Here is a 14,436-nt window from a genome sequence, read left to right as displayed (position 1 = left end):
ATCGTATAATCAACGACTGTACGGAAGGGTGGATGAGCGGTTTAAGTCACACGCCTGGAAAGCGTGCGTAGGTTAATAGCCTACCGCGGGTTCGAATCCCGCCTCTTCCGCCAAGTAGTCAAAAACCACCTTCGGGTGGTTTTTTATTGTCTTTTAGGCTAATTCCCATGGCCCAAGCAAAATAACAACAGCTCATGGCGCCCTAAAATATCGATTTTTGGCTCAAAAATGCGGTTTTTCAATTATTTGGTGCGGTGCAGTACAAATATCTTGCAGCGCACCATTTTTCTTTTTATAATGGTGCATCGCAATAAAATTTAACCAAATTACTTAAGTTAGGAAAAATCATGTTTCAAGCACAATTAAACGACCAGATCGCTCAAGCTCAAGCTAAAGCAGTTGAAAACGCAAAACACTTGGCACAAGTTGCTGTTGAAAGCGCGCAAGAGTTGGCAGAAATCAACCAAGCTGCTGCTAAAGATGCAATGGCTGCTGCACAAGATGCAAGCACACAATTGTTGGCAATCAAGGATCCACAGCAATTAACTAAATTGGCTCAGCCTGAAGTTGCTCAAGAAGCTGCTAAGTACGCTGCTGCTTACCAAGCTAAAGTGAACAAAGTTGTTCGCAATGGCAATAAAGAAGTTGCTCAAGTTATCGATGCTTCAATCGACGACGCACGTGACGACTTAGTTAAGTTCGTTAAAGAAGCTACTAAAACAGCTCCTGCTGGTTCTGAGGCATTTGTATCTGCATTCAAAACTGCATTCGAATCTTCACTCCAACAGTTCGACCAAGTTCGTGCAACTGCAACTGACGCATTTGCTAACTTTGAGAAGAGTGTTGACGCTGCAATGGCAAACATTCAAGGTCAATATGCTGTTGCTAAGCCAGCTGCTAAGACACGTAAAGCTGCTTAATTCGTTTTAACCGCTTTATTGAAAACCGCCTTCGGGCGGTTTTTTCTTTTGGGAAATTGGTTTTACCGTAATATCTCATTCATGCCGCAAAAGAACGAGCAGTCGAGAGTAATACTTAAATAACGACATTGGGAGATAACAATGATTTTTGCAATTCTATTAATGGACCGTCCTGGCACTGCAGACCTACGCGTTCAGGTGCGCCCAGAGCATCGCGCCTATTTAGCGAAGTTGGCAGATCGCATGGCTTTTGCTGGCCCACTAACATCGGAAGATGGTCAGACAACTGTAGGCAGTCTTTTGGCAATCGATTTTCCGAGTAGGGCAGATGCTGATGCTTGGTTAAAAGATGAGCCCTTCACCAAGGCTGGTGTGTATGAGAAGCCAGTGATTCATGTCTTTAATAATATGTGGGCACAAAAGGTGGGATTTCCACCGGCATAAGCAACCCGGATAAAACAAAAGCCACCCTAGGGTGGCTTTCTTCATTGCAGGCGTATTTTTAAAGGGGTTTAATTTCTAGCTTTCTAAATTTGATGGTGCCACCTGCGGACTGCAGTGCAATAGGTCCATCGGTAAACTTAGTATCCTGCGCATCGGCAACAGTAACAACCCCATTCAAGCTCACCTTGAAATGGGAACCATTGGCAACAATCTCCATTGTGTTCCAACGTCCGCCAGCTTTAGGAACGGGGTTTACCTTAGCAACGTCAACAATCGCACCGGTTGCATATGCTTGCTCAGGGCGCGTATCCCAAATATTGATTTCATAGGCGCTGTATTGGCTTACCTTGTTGGGATCTTGGCAGCGAATAAAAATGCCGCTATTGGTATTGGATTCTGCCCAGAACTCTGCTTTGATCACAAAGTTTTTATAGCTCTTATCGCTCACTAAAAATCCATTGGGTTTATTGCCTTCAATCATCCCATTGCCAATTACCCAGTTAGCACTACCGATGATGTTCCAGCCATTAAGACTCACTCCATCAATCAAGCTCGTAAAACCATCTTGATTTTGGGCGAACGCTGCAGGTCCATTAGCCATAAGGCAAAGACAAAAGAGGGTGGACGACAGTAGCTTATTCAATACTGGTTTCATAGGGTCTCCTAAAGGGTATATTTATTGTTCTGGGATAATTTTCATTGTGACCCATATCGATTGCTAAAGACAAGTACATGCTTTCCCTCCAAAACCCTCAGATAAAACGATGGGGCCTACGTCTAGTGGGTGCCGCAATGGTTATGCTGGCTCTTTTTTGGGCGGGCAGCCATGCATTTGTACCTGGGCTGGTTAAAAAGGCGGTGGCTGAGTATGGTGACAAGCTGGGTTATGAAATTGCCTATCAAGACTTAAGCCTCTCTCCATTGCGCTTACATATAGAGCTCGATGGTTTGCATATTGCTAAAGGCGGTAGCGCAAAGCTGCTGGAGTTTAAGAAACTAGCGATCACTCTAAAGTGGACTAAGCTGCTATTGGGCGAAGTGGGCTTTGATGAGATCTTGCTAGATGAGCCAAAGATCTTGGTTGAGAAGCGCGCGGCAATAAGGCAACAGAGCAAGCAAGCAGTGCAATGGAATTGGCAAGAGTTTATTCATGCAGTAGAAAAAAACCTTCCGCCAAAAGATCCTCAGGCGGAAAAAAAGCCTATCAAGATTTCGGTAGATGAGTTTTTGGTAAAGGCGGGATCTCTGAGTTTGATAGATGACTCTTCAAAGTTAAAAGAGGATCTCAAACCGTTCTCTATCAAATTGCTCGACGTAGCGAACTATGACCAAAATGGCGTGGTTTCAGGTGTACGAGGGCAGTACGACTTCAATCTGGGCTCCTTGCAATTGCTTATACCTGGCATGAACAAGACGATCGCCTTTAATAAGGTAGTGATTGGCGGAGGGCTAGATAACCCAAGCCCTAATCGTCTGGGGCTTCAATTAGATCTTCAGTTGGATGGTGGCAATATTCGCTCTCACTGGGATTTGAACACTGCATCGAAAGCCCTAGAGGGTAAGGTCAAGATTGTCGATATCTCCACAGCGCCATTGATTGCCTTGTTGCCAGCGAATAAGGAATTAGTTGGTACCAGCGGAGTGTTGAATGCAGATCTTGCAGTCAAGTTGGGCGGAGAAGCTGAAGTAATTTCTGGCGATGCGCAGTTAAGCAATTTGTCTGTCATCGAGAAGGGTGAAAAAACACCGCTGATTACTTGGGATAGCGCGGATATTCGTCAGCTTGAATATAAGAGCAGTAAAAATTCCGGCATTAAGTCGACTGCACTCGCAATTGATGAAGTGATCTTGGATCATCCGAATTTGCGTTTTGAAATTAATGATCAGGGTTTATCGAATTTCCGCCGCTTATTCTCAAAACCACAGGTAACCAAAACGGCTGAGGTGAATTCAGAAAGTCCTCAGGCGGAGCCTGCAAAGGTCGCCGCTACGCAAGTAAGCAAAGATACATTTAATTTAGATATTCGTACGGTCAATCTCAAAAATGGCGAGGTCTACTTCATGGATTTAGCGATGCGACCTAACTTTAAAGTCGACATTAAAAAGTTCAATGCTACATTCTTGGGTGCCAGCAATGTTCCTGGACGCTTTACTTCCATTGCGATGGATGGTGTAGTGGCGGGCTCCGGAAGTATGCGCGCAAAAGGTCAAGCCTCTTTCGATGATCCACGTCGTAATCACGATATCTTGATGAGCTTTCGGAATTTACCGCTCACCACCTTTAATCCTGCTGTGATGACTTATGCGGGCCATCAAATCACTGGCGGCAATCTCAATCTGAACTTGAACTACCGCGCGAAAGATGGCCAATTAAACGGTAGCAATCAAATCATTATTAAGAGAGTGCAGTTAGGTGATGAGGTCGCAGACTTTCAGGGTAAAAAATTACCACTGGGATTGGCGATTGCATTATTAGAAGATTCGGATGACACGATCGATGTCACGATTCGCATTGCAGGCAATGTCGACTCCCCAGAATTTAGCGCCAGCGGTTTGGTATGGCAGGCCATTAGTAATGTGCTTACCAATGTGGCTACTGCACCGTTTAGGGCCTTAGCAGCTGTATTGGGCATGGGCGGTGAAGAGGGCGTAAATGCAGTTCCAGGCGAGGTAGTCTTTTTGCCAGTTGACCAAGAGCGTCTTGAAAAGTTTGGCGAGTACTTGTCTAAGCGTACGAATTCCAGTTTAGAAATTTTTGGCACTTATGATCCTGTGCAAGACAAGCAAGCGCTTGCTAGAGCAAAAGCCGACACTGCCATTCTGAAAGATGCTGGGTTTAAGTTATCACTGGGAGAGCCTGTGCCAGTACCAAGCTTGACTGATCCACGCATTCAGTCTGGATTAAAAGCGGCATACGCTCAATATATCGGCCGCATCAAGTTAGGACAGCGCTTGTTAACGCTTCCAGATGGCGAGGCTCGTAACGAACAATTACATAACGAATTAATCGCTGGGATAGTTATAAGTGATGCCGAGTTAAAAGAATTGGCGACCAATCGCGCTAAGTTGGCATACGACTTAATGGTGAAGGCTAATCCCACCCTCAAAGAGCGCATTCAAGTGGGTGACGTGAAGACTGCAGAGGCTGGAAAAGAGGGGATTCCTCTCGATGTTGAGGTCAGAATCAAGTAGACTTGAGCCTATGAATTCAACAAAATTACGCCTCCTCTTCGCTGCCATGGCTCTTGCTACGCTAACCCTGTCTGGCTGTGGCTCTATTGAGTCTGCAGCGCAAGATGATTGCACCTCAATCGGATGGCAAATCGGCAGTCCTGGCTACAACGACTGCTACAAGGCGCGCCTTTACGAACGTAAGCTCGATTACTCCTTGCCTCCTGGCGACAAGCCGTCCCCATCACTCCTCTAAACTAGGGTAAACCCTGGTTTTATTCCCTTGAGCGCCGTCAAGGACTTGAGGGGGGAAATACACCAAAATCAGTGTTGAAATTGCCTGTTGGCGATGAGGTAAGTCGTTGACTCGCCTTGAAAAAGTATTAGAAAAAGAACAATTAGAGACTAAAGACTATGAATCACCCAAAGCCTTCTGGAGAAATCAAGGCAGTGGCTGTTGCCACAGCAGATGATTTGAGGGAAACCATTCGACGCAAGAGCAAGTTAAAAGGTCGTCAAGCAGATGACGCTTCTCTTGCAGAGGTGCGTCAATTAATTGGTGATGCACCGCATCGTCGTGATTTGTTAATTGAAAATTTACATAAGCTCAATGATGAATATCGTGCATTGCATGATCGTCATTTGGTTGCATTGGCAAAAGAAATGAATCTGCCAATGGCAGAAGTGTATGAAGTTGCTACTTTCTATCACCACTTTGAAGTGGTACGCGGTAATGATCCAGTAGCCGATATCACTGTGCGTGTATGTGATGGCATCGCATGTGAATTAGCCGGTGCACAAAACTTACTCGCGAAATTACCAGCCATCTTAGGCAACCCAAATGTCAAAGTGATTGCTGCCCCATGCGTAGGCCGTTGTGAACAAGCACCGGTGGCCGTGGTACATCAGTACCCAGTGCTCTTTGCCACCGCTGATAAGGTGCAAGCAGCCGTTAAGAACAAGCTGACCACTCAACCTATGGCAAAAGACAATGCCAACTTTGAACCAGCAACATTGGCAGAGAAGGGTGTTTCACCACAAGGCGAGAATCAAGCGCTTTCTCCTGACTATGTTGGTTATGAATCCTATCGTGCACAGGGTGGTTATGCCTTGGCAAAAGAAATTCATGAAGGTAAGAAAGATGCTGAGAGCATTATCAAAGCCATGGAAAATTCTGGCTTGCGTGGTTTAGGTGGCGCAGGATTTCCGGCAGGTCGTAAATGGCGCATTGTGAAAGATCAAGCGGCTCCTAAGCTCATGGCCGTCAATATTGACGAAGGTGAGCCAGGCACATTTAAAGACCGTACTTATCTTGAGCGCGATCCACATCGCTTCTTAGAAGGTTTGTTAATTGCAGCCAATGTAGTGGGCATTGATGCTTGCTACATCTACTTGCGTGATGAGTATCACGGTTGCCGTGAGTTGCTAGAAAAAGAACTTGCCAAACTTAAGGCCAACCCTCCGTTTGCGATTCCGAACATTGAACTGCGTCGTGGTGCTGGCGCCTATATCTGCGGTGAAGAATCTGCCATGATTGAAAGTATTGAAGGTAAACGTGGTGAGCCACGTATGCGCCCTCCATACATTGCTCAGGTAGGTTTATTTGGTCGTCCAACTTTAGAGCACAACTTTGAGACTCTCTATTGGGTGCGCGATATTGTGCAGCGTGGACCAGAGTGGTTTAGTTCATTTGGTCGCCATGATCGTAAAGGGCTGCGTAGCTTTAGCGTCAGCGGACGTGTGAAACAGCCTGGCGTGAAATTGGCTCCAGCTGGCATCACCATTCAAGAATTAATTGATGAGTATTGTGGTGGTATGCAAGATGGTCACAAGTTCTACGGCTATCTACCTGGCGGCGCATCAGGCGGCATCTTGCCAGCCACTATGAATGACATTCCTCTCGACTTCGATACCTTGCAGCCCTATGGTTGTTTTATTGGATCTGCTGCCGTGATGGTGTTTAGTGACAAAGATAAAGCGCGCGACATGGCATTAAACGTCATGCACTTCTTTGAGCATGAGAGTTGCGGTCAGTGCACACCATGTCGTGTTGGCACCGGTAAAGCCGCGCAATTAATGCAAGCCAAATCTTGGGATCAAGAGACCTTGGAAGATTTAGCTACCGTGATGGTGGATGCTTCTATCTGTGGCCTTGGTCAAGCAGCACCAAACCCAATTCGTTGTATTCATAAATATTTCCCAGAAGAAGTGAAGTAGGCCACTTATAAAAAATAGGGAAGAACGAGACAAATATGAACGCACCAACTAATCCAAAAGAACTTGAACTCCAAACCGTAGAGTTCAAGCTAGACGGCAAGACGATTGTTTCCTATGAAGGAGAAACAATTCTGAAGGCTGCTAAACGTCACGGTATTGATATTCCGCATCTCTGCTTTAAAGACGGCTATCGCCCAGATGGCAATTGCCGTGCATGCGTAGTTGAAATTAATGGCGAGCGTACATTAGCTCCGAGTTGCTGCAGAAGCGCTACTCCAGGCATGGATGTGAAGGCCAATAGCGAACGTGCATTAAAGAGTCAAAAGCTTGTGCTCGAGATGTTGCTGTCCGATATGCCAGACCAAGGCTTTAAATGGGTTGGCGATAGCAAAGAAGAAGAGCAAAAAAATCAACATGGCGAGCTGAGCACTTGGGCAGCGCGTATGGACGTTAGTGTTCGTCCAGAACTCAAGGCCTTGCGCCGTGAAAAAGTTGCGAGCGATATCTCCCATCCAGCGATGGCAGTTAATCTGGATGCCTGTATTCAATGTAATCGTTGTGTACGCGCTTGCCGTGAAGAGCAGGTCAATGATGTGATCGGCTACGCAATGCGCGGCGCCCACAGCGAAATCGTTTTTGACCTGAATGACCCAATGGGTGACAGTACTTGCGTAGCTTGTGGCGAATGTGTGCAAGCATGCCCAACCGGCGCATTGATGCCTAAGGGATTGATTGGTTCACAAACAGTTGATCGCAAGGTTGATTCAGTTTGTCCATTCTGTGGCGTAGGTTGTCAGATCACCTATAACGTCAAAGATGAAAAAATTGTTAGCGTTGAAGGTCGTGATGGCCCAGCCAACCACAATCGTCTTTGTGTAAAGGGTCGCTTTGGTATGGATTACATCCATAACCCACAGCGCTTAACGAAACCACTCATTCGCAAACCAGGTGTACCTAAAGACGAGTCTTTATTGGAAAAAGATCAGGACTGGTCAGAGATCTTCCGTGAAGCAACTTGGGAAGAGGCGCTTGATTTTGCAGGTGGCGGCCTCAAGAAACTCAAAGATCAACATGGTCTCAAAGTGTTGGCAGGTTTTGGTTCTGCAAAAGGCAGTAACGAAGAAGCGTATTTGTTCCAGAAACTGGTTCGTACTGGATTTGGTAGCAATAACGTAGACCATTGCACCCGTCTTTGTCATGCATCCTCAGTAGCAGCGCTTTTGGAGGGCGTAGGCTCTGGTGCAGTAAGTAATCAAGTGAATGACGTTGAGCATTCGAGCTTAATTATGTTGATTGGTTCTAATCCAACGGCTAACCACCCAGTGGCAGCCACCTGGTTTAAGAATGCCGCTAAACGGGGAGCCAAGATCGTACTTTGCGATCCTCGTAAAACAGACATTAGTAAGCATGCTTGGCGCACGATGCAGTTCAAGCCAGACACTGATGTGGCAATGCTGAACGCCATGATCTACACGATCATTGAAGAAGGTTTGGCTGATAAAGACTTCATTCAAAATCGTGCGAGCAATTTTGAAGCTTTAAAAGAAAATATCAAAGGCTATAGCCCTGAAGCAATGGCACCAATCTGCGGTATTCCGTCAGAGACCTTGCGTGAAGTGGCTAGAGAGTTTGCAACCACCAAGTCAGCGATGATTTTGTGGGGCATGGGTGTCAGCCAACACGTACATGGTACTGACAATGCGCGTTGCTTAATTGCCTTGGTCAGTATTACAGGCCAAATCGGTAAGCCTGGATCAGGCTTGCATCCATTGCGTGGTCAAAACAACGTGCAGGGCGCTAGTGATGCCGGTTTGATCCCGATGATGTTCCCGAACTACCAGCGTGTTGATAATCCAGAAGCGCATGCTTGGTTTGAAAAGTTCTGGGATACACCGTTAGACAAAAAACCTGGCTATACCGTGGTTGAGATCATGCATAAGATCACTGCGCCCGATAGTGATCCCGATAAGATTCGCGGCATGTATGTCGAGGGTGAAAATCCTGCGATGAGTGACCCCGATTTGAATCATGCACGTCATGCGCTTGCATCTTTAGAGCACTTGGTTGTGCAAGATATCTTTATGACTGAAACCGCATTGCTCGCTGACGTTGTATTACCAGCAAGCGCATGGCCTGAGAAGGTTGGTACGGCAAGCAATACAGACCGCATGGTCCAAATGGGTAAGAAGGCAATTAATCCCCCAGGCGATGCGAAGCCGGATCTTTGGATCATTCAGGAGATCGCCAAGCGTATGGGCCTGAATTGGAATTACCAAGGCCCTGATGCTGGGGTGGCGCAGGTATATGACGAAATGCGTCAAGCCATGCATGCTGCTATCAATGGCATTACTTGGGAGCGCTTAGAAAAAGAATCTAGCGTGACCTATCCATGTCTGTCACTCGATGATCCAGGTCGTCCGATCGTATTTGATGACAAATTTGCAACTGCTGATGGAAAGGTGAAACTCGTTCCTGCTGACATCATTCCGGCAAATGAGCGTCCCGATACTGAGTACCCATTTGTGTTGATCACAGGTCGTCAGCTAGAGCATTGGCATACCGGCAGTATGACGCGCCGGGCGACTGTGCTTGATGCGATTGAGCCAATGGCAACTGTCTCTATGAATGGTGAAGATATGACCCAGTTAGGTGTTTCTGCTGGTGATGTCATTACCGTGCAATCTCGTCGCGGCGAAGTTGGTATCCACGTGAGAAGGGATGACGGCACGCCAAGAGGAGTGGTCTTTATTCCGTTTGCATACTTCGAGGCTGCAGCTAACTTAATCACGAATCCAGCCTTAGATCCATTTGGCAAGATCCCTGAATTTAAGTACTGCGCGGTCAAGCTAGCAAAGGGTGGCCAGGCATCCAAGTACATGGGTTACGGCACCAATGATCCCAAGATGAATAAGGCGGCTATTGTTTAAACCCAGCTTTACTCAACAACAAGAAGGCTCCCAAATGGGAGCTTTTTTGTTAAAAGACCTTGTTTTCAAGATGCCCAGTTTTGTAGTAAAACATCTTTATGGGGGTATCTGATGAGCAGATTAGTCAAAATTAATTATGATTTATATGAGGCGGCAAAGAGAGAGGCAAGGTTTGAGCGCCGTACTATTCAAGCTCAAGTTGAATTTTGGATAAAAGTGGGCCGAGCAGCGATTGATAATCCCGATTTACCCGCATCCTTCATTGCTGACTCATTAGCCTCCCTGTTAGAGCCTAAGGCAGCACAATTTCAGCTAGATGGATTGCTTGCAAATTGGAATTCCGAAATGAAGTGTTTAAATAAAGATGATGAATGGCTTGAGGCAAAACCTGTTGGCAAAGAGGTTTGGTAGGGTCTTACATGGTTATTTTCTTGGTTTTGCTTAGATACTCGCAGGTTATTGGATCGATATAAGTTGATTTAAGGTCACATCAGAACAAGTTTCCCCTTTGCCCTTTAGAATGAACCCTCTATGGCCAGTTCCAAACCATCTCCATCCCAAGCTCAAGCTGAGCTACCAGTCCTTATTATTGGGGCGGGCCTTGCTGGCTTAACCGTAGCTCTGCATATGGCTGATACCCAGCCAGTGATCTTGATGGCTAAACGCGGCTTAGGTGAAGCAGCCACCGCATGGGCTCAAGGCGGCATCGTTGGCGTAGTCGATAAAGAGCATGACAGCATTGATTCACACGTTGCTGATACTTTAGATGCCGGTGCAGGCCTCGTCGTGGAATCAACCGCGCGTTACATCGCTGAAGAAAGTGCTGATGCTATTCGTTGGCTAGTAGAGCAGGGTGTACCTTTTACTGAAGATAAGTCTGGGCCGATGGGTTTGCATTTAACCCGCGAAGGTGGACATAGTCATCGTCGTATTGCGCATGCTGCTGATGCAACCGGTAAAGCCATTCATGAAGTCTTGCTAGATAAAGCAAGAGCGCATAAAAATATTCAGATTCTGGAGCACTGGATTGCTCTGGATCTCATTACGAATCGTCAGTTAGATGCCAAAACACAGCGCACTAAACCAAATCGTTGTTATGGTGTGTATGCCTTAGACATCAAAAACAACCGTGTCGAAACTATTCAGGCGAAGTCCGTAGTATTGGCTACTGGCGGCGTTGGTAAGGTTTATCGCTACACAAGTAACCCTGATACCGCTACAGGCGACGGCATTGCCATGGCGTGGCGCGCAGGCTGTCGTGTAGGCAATATGGAATTTATTCAGTTTCATCCAACTTGCCTGTACCACCCCAGTGATCGTACTTTTCTGATTACTGAGGCAATGCGAGGTGAGGGTGGCTTATTAAAGCTACCTAATGGCACACGCTTTATGCCTGACCACGATGATCGTAACGAGCTAGCGCCACGCGATATCGTTGCCCGTGCCATCGACTTTGAAATGAAGAAGCATGGCCTAGATTACGTACATCTAGATGCAACCCATTTAGGCGAAGCATTTATCAAAGAACATTTCCCGATGATCTATGCGCGCTGCTTAAGTCTGGGCTTGGATATTACTAAAGAACCTATTCCGGTCGTGCCAGCTGCTCACTACACTTGTGGCGGCGTCGTAACTGATCTAAAGGGTAGAACCGATTTACCAGGTTTATACGCAGTAGGCGAAGCAACTTATACCGGCCTGCATGGTGCTAACCGATTGGCAAGCAACTCGCTTCTAGAGTGTGTCGTGATTGGTAAAGCCGCGGCAGAGGATATCTCATCATTAAAAACTCCAGTAATGCCAAATCTGCCTTTGTGGGATGAGAGTCAGGTTGAAGATGCGGATGAGCAGGTGGTGATTGCGCATAACTGGGATGAATTACGCTCGTTGATGTGGAACTATGTAGGCATTGTGAGAACCAATCGCCGCTTAGAACGCGCACTACACAGAATCAAGTTGCTTAGATATGAAGTGCAAGAGTATTACGCTAACTTTAAGGTCACCCGAGATCTAATCGAGCTACGTAATCTGCTTGAATGTGCCGAATTAATCGTACGCTCCGCACTCATGCGAAGAGAGAGCCGGGGCCTGCATTACAGCCGCGATTACCCTGGAACTTGGGCCGTTTCTTACCCAACTATTTTGACCCCTCAATCAGAGGGTGTTGAAAACCTCTCAGAAACCTAGAGTGATATCGAGCAAGATGCGGCAACCATTGTTGCTAGGTCGCTCGAGAAAGTAGATAAAAAAAGATTGAGAGAATTGGTTGATGCAGGAGTGCTGAAGGAGCTAATTTGCCATGAGTAAAAAATAAAATCTGAAGATAAAAGAGTGCTCGATGAGCTATTGGAAATAGCTCGGGACTTAGACGAGCATGGGTTATTGACTAAGCATGATTTTGCAAAAATGAAGGCGCTTTGTTTGGGAAAGCCGCCTTTATTTACACCCAAAAAAGTAACCTCGATACGGATAAATCAAGCAAGAATGAGTCAATCTATTTTTGCCTCATTACTTAACGTTAGCGTCTCAACAGTTCAAAAATGGGAGTCGACGGGATCCGGCAAACATCCAAGTGGAGCGGCTGCTAAGCTACTGCAGCTAATTGAAACAAAGGGTGTTCAAGTATTGTTGGTTTAGAGGCTACTACAGAATGCGCATTGAAAAATCAACCGCATTCACATCCTTCGTTAACTTACCCAGTGATATGCGATCAACGCCGGTAGCAGCAATAGCGCGCATTTGATCCAAGTTGATGCCTCCGGAAGCTTCTAGTAATGCACGTCCGCCGGTTAGAGCAACCGCTTGCTTCATTTGATCGGTATTGAAGTTATCGATCAAGATGCTTTTAGCGCCAGCAGCCAAGGCTTCTTCTAGTTCAGCAAAGTTTTCTACTTCAATCTGAATATCTACCCCAGCATTGAGTGCTTGTGCATTCTTGAGTGCTGCTGTGACGCTGCCTGCTGCAGCAATGTGATTTTCTTTAATTAAGATGCCGTGCCACAAAGCCAGGCGTTGGTTTTGACCGCTGCCAACACGCACTGCGTATTTCTGGGCTTGACGTAATCCAGGAATAGTCTTGCGGGTATCTAAAACAGCGCAACCCTTGGGATTGGGGCTGGCACCGGCAATGGCATCCACATGCTGACGGGTAATGCTGGCTGTCCATGAGAGTGTTTGCAAAAAGTTAATGCAAGTACGCTCTGCAGAGAGTAGGGCTTGAGAGTCTGCTTCAATATCGCAAACCTTGGTATCAGGCTTCATGAGGTCGCCTTCAATGTAGTTCCAGCTCACTTTTGCATTGGGGTCTAATTTTTTCAGCGTACCCTCAAACCAATCCACACCACACAAAACTGCTTCTTGGCGAACGATAAGTTGCGCTTTCACAGATTTGCTAGGCACGAGCTTTGCAGTCCAGTCACCAGTACCAATATCTTCCATGAGAGCGTCATGAATATTGCGTTGGCGAGCTTGCTCTAGTGATTCGTTGTATTCAAACATGAAGATCAGTCACAAAAAAAGAATTAAAAAACTAAGCGGCGCCAATATTTTTCACAAAGCCATGCTGGGCTTTAGCCAAAAGATCGGGATGGTTTTTAGTGAAGTCGAGCATGCGCTCAATGCAGCCCAAGGCTTCCACGCGAATCGGCTCGTCAATCAAGATTTCGCCAGACGCATTTTCTAAACAATCCAAGATTCCTTGCAAACCATTCATGGCCATCCAAGGGCAGTGCGCACAGCTTTTACAGGTTGCGCTATTTCCCGCGGTAGGGGCTTCAATCAATTTCTTATTGGGTGCTAATTGGCGCATGCGATGCAAGATGCCGTTATCAGTAGCCACAATATATTCGGTGGCACTGCCTTCGACTACCGCTTTAATCATGGCTGAAGTAGAGCCGACCACATCAGCGAGATCTACTACGGCTTGCGGAGATTCTGGGTGAACCAAAATCATGGCATTAGGGTGTGCTGCCTTGAGCATTTCGAGTTCGACAGCTTTAAATTCATCATGAACGATGCAAGCACCATTCCATAGCAACATATCTGCGCCAGTTTGCTCCTGAATGTATCTGCCTAGGTGGCGATCCGGTGCCCACAATATTTTTTTGCCCTCAACTTTAAGTTGATGAACGATTGCTAAAGCGCAAGAGCTCGTGACCATCCAGTCCGCTTGTGCTTTGACTGCGGCGCTAGTGTTGGCATAGACGACAACAACACGATCAGGATGTGCCGCACGAAATTTAGCAAAGTCAGCAGCGTCGCAGCCTAAATCTAAAGAACAAGTGGCATCTAAGTCTGGCATGAAGACGCGCTTCTCAGGGCTAAGGATCTTGGCAGATTCACCCATGAAGCGAACACCAGCAACAATTAAATTCTTGGCAGGATGATTTTTGCCAAAGCGCGCCATTTCTAATGAGTCGGCAACATAGCCACCAGTCTCTAGCGCTAAATCTTGAATATCACCATCCACGTAATAGTGGGCAACCAAAGCCGCATCTTTTTCCACCAAAAGCTGTTTAATGCGGGAAATGACGGCAGCCTTTTCAGTACCATGAAGCTGGGGAGGGGTTTTGGCCCAAGCCTGAGCGGTGCAGGTAGCACCAGCAGCATTTTGCTGCGGGTAATCAAAGGAGATCGGTGAAGTCATGCGCAATTTTAGCGTCCAAAGCGATATCTGGTCGCTTGATTGTCATCTATTCTGTAGCTACAATGTAGCTACAGAATAGATGACAAGAGTAAATAGTTAATTAATCAGTAAT

General features: G+C 46.5%; 12 protein-coding genes and 1 tRNA gene. 10 read left to right on the top strand and 3 right to left on the bottom strand.

All coding sequences use genetic code 11. From position 1 onward, the window contains the following. Positions 1-22: 22 nt before the first annotated feature. The 3 genes from C2745_RS05680 to C2745_RS05670 all read left to right on the top strand — a co-directional run bounded on the left by C2745_RS05680 (position 23) and on the right by C2745_RS05670 (position 1,364). A tRNA-Ser gene (locus C2745_RS05680) sits at positions 23-113 on the top strand. Positions 114-347: 234 nt separating this feature from the next. Then, positions 348-920 carry a phasin family protein gene (locus C2745_RS05675; RefSeq protein ID WP_215383413.1) on the top strand — a complete coding sequence of 191 codons (573 nt, stop codon included), beginning with the start codon at positions 348-350 and terminating at the stop codon, positions 918-920. A gap of 141 nt (positions 921-1,061) precedes the next feature. Further along, the gene (locus tag C2745_RS05670; protein ID WP_215383412.1) at positions 1,062-1,364 is read left to right on the top strand and encodes a YciI family protein; all 303 of its coding nucleotides are present in this window, start codon (positions 1,062-1,064) and stop codon (positions 1,362-1,364) included. Between the two features lie 58 nt (positions 1,365-1,422). On the opposite strand, the gene C2745_RS05665 is transcribed toward C2745_RS05670, so the two are convergent. Further along, entirely contained in the window at positions 1,423-2,019 is a 597-nt protein-coding gene (locus C2745_RS05665) for a DUF1080 domain-containing protein (protein ID WP_215383411.1), read from the bottom strand. 77 nt (positions 2,020-2,096) lie between these two features. On the opposite strand from C2745_RS05665, the gene C2745_RS05660 reads away from it, so the two are divergent. The 7 genes from C2745_RS05660 to C2745_RS09675 all read left to right on the top strand — a co-directional run bounded on the left by C2745_RS05660 (position 2,097) and on the right by C2745_RS09675 (position 12,316). Beyond that, positions 2,097-4,556, top strand: a complete 2,460-nt coding sequence (locus C2745_RS05660) for a DUF748 domain-containing protein (RefSeq protein ID WP_215383410.1) — start codon at positions 2,097-2,099, stop codon at positions 4,554-4,556. Between the two features lie 10 nt (positions 4,557-4,566). Then, positions 4,567-4,791: a hypothetical protein gene (locus C2745_RS05655; protein ID WP_215383409.1), complete on the top strand. Its 225-nt coding sequence runs from the start codon at positions 4,567-4,569 to the stop codon at positions 4,789-4,791. 158 nt (positions 4,792-4,949) lie between these two features. Further along, the gene (locus tag C2745_RS05650; protein WP_215383408.1) at positions 4,950-6,752 is read left to right on the top strand and encodes an NAD(P)H-dependent oxidoreductase subunit E; all 1,803 of its coding nucleotides are present in this window, start codon (positions 4,950-4,952) and stop codon (positions 6,750-6,752) included. A 35-nt stretch (positions 6,753-6,787) separates the two neighbouring features. Then, the gene (fdhF, locus tag C2745_RS05645) at positions 6,788-9,679 is read left to right on the top strand and encodes a formate dehydrogenase subunit alpha (RefSeq protein ID WP_215383407.1); all 2,892 of its coding nucleotides are present in this window, start codon (positions 6,788-6,790) and stop codon (positions 9,677-9,679) included. Between the two features lie 111 nt (positions 9,680-9,790). Next, positions 9,791-10,090 (top strand): hypothetical protein, encoded by a 300-nt coding sequence (locus C2745_RS05640; protein WP_215383406.1) that lies wholly within the window; start codon positions 9,791-9,793, stop codon positions 10,088-10,090. 120 nt (positions 10,091-10,210) lie between these two features. After that, positions 10,211-11,866, top strand: a complete 1,656-nt coding sequence (nadB, locus tag C2745_RS05635) for an L-aspartate oxidase (protein WP_215383405.1) — start codon at positions 10,211-10,213, stop codon at positions 11,864-11,866. Between the two features lie 297 nt (positions 11,867-12,163). After that, complete coding sequence (locus tag C2745_RS09675; RefSeq protein ID WP_251368298.1) at positions 12,164-12,316, top strand: DNA-binding transcriptional regulator; 153 nt, start codon at positions 12,164-12,166, stop codon at positions 12,314-12,316. Between the two features lie 6 nt (positions 12,317-12,322). Here the strand turns inward: C2745_RS09675 and nadC are convergent, their stop codons facing one another. Further along, positions 12,323-13,177 (bottom strand): carboxylating nicotinate-nucleotide diphosphorylase, encoded by an 855-nt coding sequence (gene nadC / locus C2745_RS05625; protein WP_215383404.1) that lies wholly within the window; start codon positions 13,175-13,177, stop codon positions 12,323-12,325. A gap of 31 nt (positions 13,178-13,208) precedes the next feature. Further along, positions 13,209-14,324, bottom strand: a complete 1,116-nt coding sequence (nadA, locus tag C2745_RS05620; RefSeq protein ID WP_215383403.1) for a quinolinate synthase NadA — start codon at positions 14,322-14,324, stop codon at positions 13,209-13,211. Between the last annotated feature and the right edge of the window lie 112 nt (positions 14,325-14,436).

Origin of the sequence: Polynucleobacter sp. AP-Kolm-20A-A1 (assembly GCF_018688315.1) — a bacterium.
In the GTDB taxonomy this organism is placed as follows: domain Bacteria; phylum Pseudomonadota; class Gammaproteobacteria; order Burkholderiales; family Burkholderiaceae; genus Polynucleobacter.
This window is presented reverse-complemented; position numbering and strand designations above follow the sequence as displayed.